The sequence below is a fragment of the Streptomyces sp. SID3212 genome (assembly GCF_009865405.1).
Lineage (GTDB): Bacteria > Actinomycetota > Actinomycetes > Streptomycetales > Streptomycetaceae > Streptomyces.
Map to the genome: position 1 here is coordinate 1 of NZ_WWJY01000110.1, position 6700 is coordinate 6700.

The following is a 6700-nucleotide window of genomic DNA, read 5'->3' on the forward strand; positions in this document are numbered from 1 at the left end:
GCGGCCGACGGTCACCGCGACGGACTCGACGGGGTCGAGCCGCATGCCGCCCAGGCGGGCCACGACCTCGGCGGCGCGGAGGTCCGAGCCGTCCTGGAGGCCGTGGTCGACGGTGACGGCGCCGGCGCGGACGGAGAGTTTGGGGGCCTCGAAGGCGAGGGCCGAGGCGAGCGCCATGGAGTCGGCGCCGCCGGAGCAGGCGACGAGGACGAGCGGGCGGTCGTCGGCGACGAGCGTCGAGGTGCGGTGGGGGGTGGTGACGCGGGACGCCTCGGGCCGCTCGGTGAGGACGTCGTGCAGTACGTCGTGGAGTACGCGGCGGACCGCCAGGCGTATCGCCGCGACCGCAGGATGGGGACCCATGTCCGGTGCCCTTCGTGATGTTTTTCGGGGGGTGCCTCGGTCGGAGACCGGCCTGAGACCGTCACGCAGAGTGCGTAGATGGTGACAGATCCGAGCCATTACCCGAGCATGGCACGCCTATCCCTGGCTCACGGTCCCTCGGACGGGTGATTACTGAGGCGTACTTCTGCCGTCGGCGGGATCCGGGTCAGGAATCTGTCTTACGGTGCACCCTCGCCACCCAGTCCGCGGGCTTGGCGATCTCGGCCTTGGTGGGCAGGGTGTTCGGCGAGGTCCAGACGCGGTTGAAGCCGTCCATGCCGACCTCGTCGACCACGGCGCGCACGAACCGCTCCCCGTCCCGGTACTGGCGCAGTTTGGCGTCGAGCCCCAGCAGCTTGCGCAGCGCCTGGTCGAGCCGGCTGGCGCCGCTGGCCCTGCGCTGCTGGAACTTCTCGCGGATCTCGGCGACGGACGGGACGACCTGCGGCCCGACGCCGTCCATCACGTAGTCCGCGTGGCCTTCGAGCAGGGACATCACGGCGGTGAGCCGGCCGAGGACCTCGCGCTGCCCGGGGGTCTGGACCAGTTCGACGATGCTGCGGCCGTTGTCGCCGTCGTTGTCCGTGCCCTCGGGACGGTTGCCCGTCAGCGACTGGGCCGCTTCCCTGAGCCGTTCCACGATGGTCATGGGGTCGACGTCGGTCTCGGCGAGGAAGGACTGGATCTCGCCCTGGAGGTGGTCGCGGAGCCAGGGCACGCCGGTGAACTGCGTGCGGTGCGTCTCTTCGTGGAGGGCCACCCAGAGGCGGAAGTCGTGCGGGTCGACGTCCAGTTCGCGCTCGACGTGGACGATGTTGGGGGCGACGAGCAGCAGCCGGCCGCCGCCGTCCGCGCCCGACGGCAGGTCGCGGGTGGGCGGGGCGAACGTCTCGTACTGGCCGAGGACGCGGGACGACATGAACGACAGCAGCATGCCCAGCTCGACGCCGGTCACCTTGCCGCCGACCGCGCCGAAGACGGCGGAGCCGGGGCTGCCGGAGCGCCGCTCCTGCATCTTCTCGAACAGCGGCTTGAGCAGTTCGCGGAACCCGGCGACGTTGGCGCGCACCCAGCCGGCCCGGTCCACGACCAGGACGGGGGTGTCGGCGGGCTCGTGCCCCTCGGGGATCATCCGGGTGTACCCCCGGACGTGCTCCTCGGAGGCCTTGGCGTGCCGCCGCAGCTCGGCGACGATCTCGCGCGCCTCGTCCCGCGTGACGTCCGGGCCGGGCCGCGCCAGGCGGATCGCCGTCGCGACCGCGAGGTTCCAGTCGACCATCTCTGCACCACCGATGCTCGTCATGCGTCAACCGTACGTGGTCGGCGGCGGAGTCGTCAGGGGACGACGGGGGCCGTCCGGCCGAGCGGCCGGGGGACGGCGGGGCCCGCCGTGGTCCTTCCGGGGTCCGCCCGGGGACCTTCCGGGGACCTTCCGGCGGCCTCAGCGGCGGCCGAGGGCCGCTGAAAGCCGGTCCAGGGCCGTCTGCGCGGGGTCGGGCGCGGGCGTCGCGCCGGCCAGGAAGGCGAAGGCCAGGAGCCGTCCCCCGGCGTCCACGACGGTGCCCGCGAGGGCGTTCACACCGGTGAGCGTGCCGGTCTTCGCCCGAACGAGTCCCCTGGCCGGTACGTCGTCCTCGTACCGCCCCCGCAGGGTGCCGCTGAATCCGGCGACGGGCAGTCCGGTCAGGACGGGGCGCAGCTCCGGGTGGTCGGGGTCCGCGGCCCGGGCCAGCAGGGCGGTGAGCAGGGAGGCGCCGACCCGGTCCTCGCGGCTCAGTCCGCTGCCGTCGGTGAACCGGGCGTGGCCGAGAGGCAGTTCCAGCTCCTCGATCTGTTCGGTGACGGCCCGTCCGGCGCCCGCGAAGCTCGCCGGTTCGTCCCCGGCGAGCGCGGTCTGGCGGGCCAGGGACTCGGCGAGGTCGTTGTCGCTCTCGGTCAGGGTGCGCTCCACCAGGGCGGAGAGGGGCGCGGAGTACGTCCTGGCCAGGGGTTTCGCGCCCTTGGGGGCCCGGTGGGGGCGGGTGGGGCCGGTGATCCTGACGCCCCGGTCGCGCAGCAGCCCGGCGAAGACGTCAGCGGCGTCGCCGGCCGGGTCGCCGCTGCGGGGCGCGGGCCCGCTGGTGGAGTGGTCGAGGCGGCCCTCGTCGGCCATCAGGGCGACGACGGGGGCGATGTTGTCGTTGGGGCCGATGGGGTGTTCGCGGGGGCCCGAGTAGAGGGAGGCGTCGTAGCCGATCTCGACGGCGGTGATCCCCCGGTCGCCGAGGGCGCGGGCGGTGTCGTCGGCGAGGGCGCCGAGCCGCCGGGTGTCGAGGGAGGCGTCGCCGCCGCCGACGAGGGTCAGCTTCCGCGCGTCGCGGCCGACCACGACGGTGGTGGGGATGCGGTGTTCGGGGCCGAGCGCGGAGAGGGCGGCGACCATGGTGGCGATCTTCACGGTGGAGGCGGGGACCATCGGGGTGTCGGGGCCCTTGCCGTACAGCCGCCGGCCGGTGGCGACGTCGATGACCTCCGCCGTACGGACCTTGCCGAGCGCGGGGTCGTCCAGGAGCGGTCCGAGCTTCTTCCCGAGCTTCTCGGCGAGGCCGGCAGGCAGCCGGGCGGCGGGCGGGGCCGCGCCGCCGAGCGCGGCGAGGACCGCCGGGGCGCTGGGGGCGGGGGCGGGCTCCCTGGCGGGGCCGTGCGCGGCCGGCGGGCCGTGATCTGCGCCACCTGTACGGTCCTGGGCGGCGGCCCAGCGCCGCTCGGCCTTACGCTGGCCGGAGTCCCACGGGCCCGCGAGCGAGACGGCACCGGCGGCGAGCACCAGGCCGACGGCGACCGAGCCCGCCGTGAGCTGCCACACTTTCGGCTCAAGCACGGCTGACCAGCCCCTTTCGCGAACACCCACCTGCGTGGGGGACACTTAATCACTGCGCCTTGCCACGAGCACGGCACCCCGGCCAACGGCGGCCCGTCCGGCCGCGGCACGGGGTGCTTCTCCGTGAGGCCGCAACCTCACCGTACGCATGTGTTGATCATGGAGGAGCACCCGTGGAGTTCGACGTCACCATCGAGATCCCTAAGGGTTCGCGGAACAAGTACGAGGTGGACCACGAGACCGGTCGGATCCGCCTTGACCGTCGTCTCTTCACCTCGACCAGCTACCCGGCCGACTACGGCTTCGTCGAGAACACCCTGGGCGAGGACGGCGATCCCCTGGACGCGCTCGTCATCCTGGACGACCCGACCTTCCCCGGCTGCCTCATCAAGTGCCGCGCGATCGGCATGTTCCGGATGACCGACGAGGCGGGCGGCGACGACAAGCTGCTGTGCGTCCCGGCGTCGGACCCGCGGGTGGAGCACCTGCGCGACATCCACCACGTCTCCGAGTTCGACCGCCTGGAGATCCAGCACTTCTTCGAGGTCTACAAGGACCTGGAGCCCGGCAAGTCCGTCGAGGGCGCCGACTGGGTCGGCCGCGCCGAGGCCGAGGCCGAGATCGAGGCCTCGTACAAGCGTCTTGAGGCGCAGGGCGGCGCGCACCACTGACCGCCTGACCGTGTACGGCCGTACGGGCGGCGCATCCCTCCGGGGGTGTGCCGCCCATCCGTGTGTAAGGGGGGCGGGGGACTACAGGAACGCAGGACGACGTGGAAGAGAGCGGGAAGCAGACAGTGGTGGCCGAGCCGGACGGTCCCGAGGACCGCAAGCCTCCTTCGGACGAGGCGCGCAGTGCCTTCGCCCCACCCCTCGGGGTGGACGGGCCACGCGCGTACGGTCTGCCGTCCCAGACGGGTGCGCCTTCCCGGACGGGTGCGTCGTCCCAGGCCGGTCTGCCCTCCCAGGCCCTCACCCCCGCGGAGGGCACGCCCCTCGTCCGGTTGACGAAAGAGGCGCCCTGGCAGGACCGGATGCGCACCCTCCTCAGGATGCCGGTCGGCGAGCGGCCCGTACCGGAGACCGTGCAGCGGCACGACGACGTGGGCCCCGCCGTCCCCCGGGTCCTGGACCTGACGCTGCGTATCGGTGAGCTGCTGCTCGCGGGCGGCGAGGGCGCCGAGGACGTGGAGACGGCGATGTTCGCGGTCAGCCGCGCGTACGGACTGGCCCGCTGCGAGCCGACGGTCACCTTCACCCAGCTGTCGATCTCCTACCAGCCGTCGCTGGTGGAGGACCCGGTGACGGCCAGTCGGACCGTACGGCGCCGGGGGACGGACTACACCCGGCTCGCGGCGGTCTTCACGCTCGTGGACGACATCACGGCCGAGGACACGGACGTCACGCTGGAGGACGCGTACCGACGGCTGGCGGTGATACGGCGCAACCGCCACCCGTACCCGGGCTGGGCGCTGACGCTGGCGAGCGGGCTGCTGGCGGGGGCCGCGTCGGTGCTGGTCGGCGGTGGTCCCGTGGTGTTCGTCGCGGCGGCGCTCGGGGCGATGCTCGGCGACCGGCTGGCGTGGCTGGCGGCGGGGCGCGGGCTGCCGGAGTTCTACCAGTTCGTGGTGGCGGCGATGCCGCCGGCCGCGATGGGGGTGGCGCTGACCCTGCTGGGTTCGGCCGTGCACTGGGACGGCCGGCCGTCGGCCGTCATCACCGGTGGCCTGTTCGCGCTGCTGCCGGGACGGGCGCTGGTGGCCGGGGTCCAGGACGGGCTGACGGGGTATTACATCACCGCCGCCGCGCGCCTCCTGGAGGTCATGTACTTCTTCGTCGCGATCATCATCGGTGTGCTGCTCGTGCTCTACCTGGGGGTGCAGCTCGACGCGCAGCTGAACCCGGACGCGGCGCTGAACACCCCCGAGCGGCCGGTCGTACAGATCCTCTCGGCCGTCGTGCTGAGCTTCGCCTTCGCGATCCTGCTCCAGCAGGAACGTTCCACCGTGCTGATGGTGTCCGTCAACGGCGGGGTGGCGTGGGCGGTGTACGCGGCGATGCATCACACCGGGGGCATCTCGCCCGTGGCGGCGACGGCCGTGGCGGCGGGTCTGGTGGGGCTCTTCGGACAGCTCTTCTCGCGCTACCGCTTCGCGTCCGCGCTGCCGTACGTCACGGCGGCGATCGGTCCGCTGCTGCCCGGCTCCGCCACGTACTTCGGGCTGCTGGGCCTCGCCCAGAACGACCTGGACCACGGGCTGGCGTCCCTGTCGAAGGCGGCGGCGCTGGCCCTGGCGATCGCGATCGGCGTGAACCTCGGCGGAGAGATCTCCCGGCTGTTCCTCAAGGTGCCGGGAGCGGGCCGGGCGTCCGGGCGCCGCGCGGCCAAGCGGACGCGCGGCTTCTGATCCCGAAGAGCGCCGCCGGCCGGGCGGTGAGATGCGGTCAGGCGGTCAGCGCTTCGCGTGGCGGCCGCGGCCGCCGGTCTCCGGGGCGGTGTCCGGGACGGTCCGGCCGGCCGTGGAGCCGCCCTCCTTCTTGGACTTGGAGCGCGCCCGCAGGAACTCGATCGCGATGGGCAGCACCGAGATCAGCACGATCGCGATGAGGATCATCTCGATGTGCTGGTGCACGAAGTCGATCTTGCCGAGCGCGGCCCCGAGCAGCGTGACGCCGGCTCCCCAGAGCGTGCCGCCGATGATGTTGAACGTGATGAACGAGCGGTAGTTCATCCGGCTCACACCGGCGATGATCGGCGTGAACGTCCTGACGACCGGCACGAAGCGGGCCAGGACCAGCGACTTGGGACCGTACTTCTCGAAGAATTCGTGCGCCTTCTCGACGTTCTCCTGCTTGAAGAGCCGGGAGTCCGGGCGCTTGAACAGCGAGGGCCCGACCTTGCGGCCGAAGAGATACCCGACCTGGTCCCCGACGATGGCCGCCAGCACCACCAGCGCGCAGACGAGCCACAGCGGGTGGTCGAGCGTGCCCGCCGTGACCAGCAGGCCGGTGGTGAAGAGCAGCGAGTCCCCCGGCAGGAAGAAGCCGATGAGGAGGCCGGACTCGGCGAAGACGATGGCGAGGACACCGATCAGTCCGAAGGTCCCGATCAGATAGTCCGGGTCCAGCCAGCTGGGTCCGAGCGCAAGGGTGGTCACGGGTTCCGGACTCCTGTGTCGTTGGTCGGTCGATCGTCGAATCGGCGTGGTCGGCCGCGCACAAGCTATCAACGCCTACCCGCGCTCCCTGGTTCCACCCGCCCCCATGAGATCCGCCCCGGTCGCAGGGGGACGGACGCCCGTCGCAACGGCCCTCCGTCCCCCGGTCCCGGCCGGCGCTTCTTTCCGCCCGCCATGCCCTCTTTTGCAGGGGTACGGGACGTCGGCCGCCGTACGGTGGGCGCGTGGCCCCCGACGCTCCGCCGACCGGCACCGCGCCGGCGCCCGCGCCCTCCGCG

At 72.7% G+C, this 6700-nt stretch carries 6 protein-coding genes; 2 read left to right on the plus strand and 4 right to left on the minus strand.

Annotation, left to right across the window (positions count from 1 at the left end; all coding sequences use genetic code 11):
• From GT042_RS03325 to dacB, 3 genes are all read right to left on the minus strand, one after another.
• On the minus strand, nucleotides 1-363 hold a 363-nt coding region (locus GT042_RS03325; RefSeq protein ID WP_272925671.1), incomplete at its 3' end, for an ATP-binding protein.
• 187 nt (nucleotides 364-550) lie between these two features.
• On the minus strand, nucleotides 551-1687 hold the full coding sequence (locus GT042_RS03330) for a zinc-dependent metalloprotease (RefSeq protein ID WP_161307197.1): 1137 nt from the start codon (nucleotides 1685-1687) through the stop codon (nucleotides 551-553).
• A gap of 138 nt (nucleotides 1688-1825) precedes the next feature.
• Nucleotides 1826-3244, minus strand: coding sequence for a D-alanyl-D-alanine carboxypeptidase/D-alanyl-D-alanine-endopeptidase (dacB, locus tag GT042_RS03335; protein ID WP_161307198.1), 1419 nt, complete (start codon nucleotides 3242-3244; stop codon nucleotides 1826-1828).
• Between the two features lie 173 nt (nucleotides 3245-3417).
• Here dacB and GT042_RS03340 point away from each other — a divergent pair, with 173 nt between their 5' ends.
• Both GT042_RS03340 and GT042_RS03345 read left to right on the plus strand, forming a co-directional pair.
• Entirely contained in the window at nucleotides 3418-3915 is a 498-nt protein-coding gene (locus GT042_RS03340) for an inorganic diphosphatase (RefSeq protein WP_161307199.1), read from the plus strand.
• Between the two features lie 125 nt (nucleotides 3916-4040).
• Nucleotides 4041-5651 (plus strand): threonine/serine exporter family protein, encoded by a 1611-nt coding sequence (locus tag GT042_RS03345; RefSeq protein ID WP_161307201.1) that lies wholly within the window; start codon nucleotides 4041-4043, stop codon nucleotides 5649-5651.
• Between the two features lie 45 nt (nucleotides 5652-5696).
• On the opposite strand, the gene GT042_RS03350 is transcribed toward GT042_RS03345, so the two are convergent.
• Nucleotides 5697-6401, minus strand: coding sequence for a VTT domain-containing protein (locus GT042_RS03350; protein ID WP_161307200.1), 705 nt, complete (start codon nucleotides 6399-6401; stop codon nucleotides 5697-5699).
• Between the last annotated feature and the right edge of the window lie 299 nt (nucleotides 6402-6700).

Bases quoted from the DNA above. Each gene is read 5' to 3' on its own strand.
- GT042_RS03330 (WP_161307197.1), bottom strand. From the start codon at position 1,687: ATGACGAGCATCGGTGGTGCAGAGATGGTCGACTGGAACCTCGCGGTC.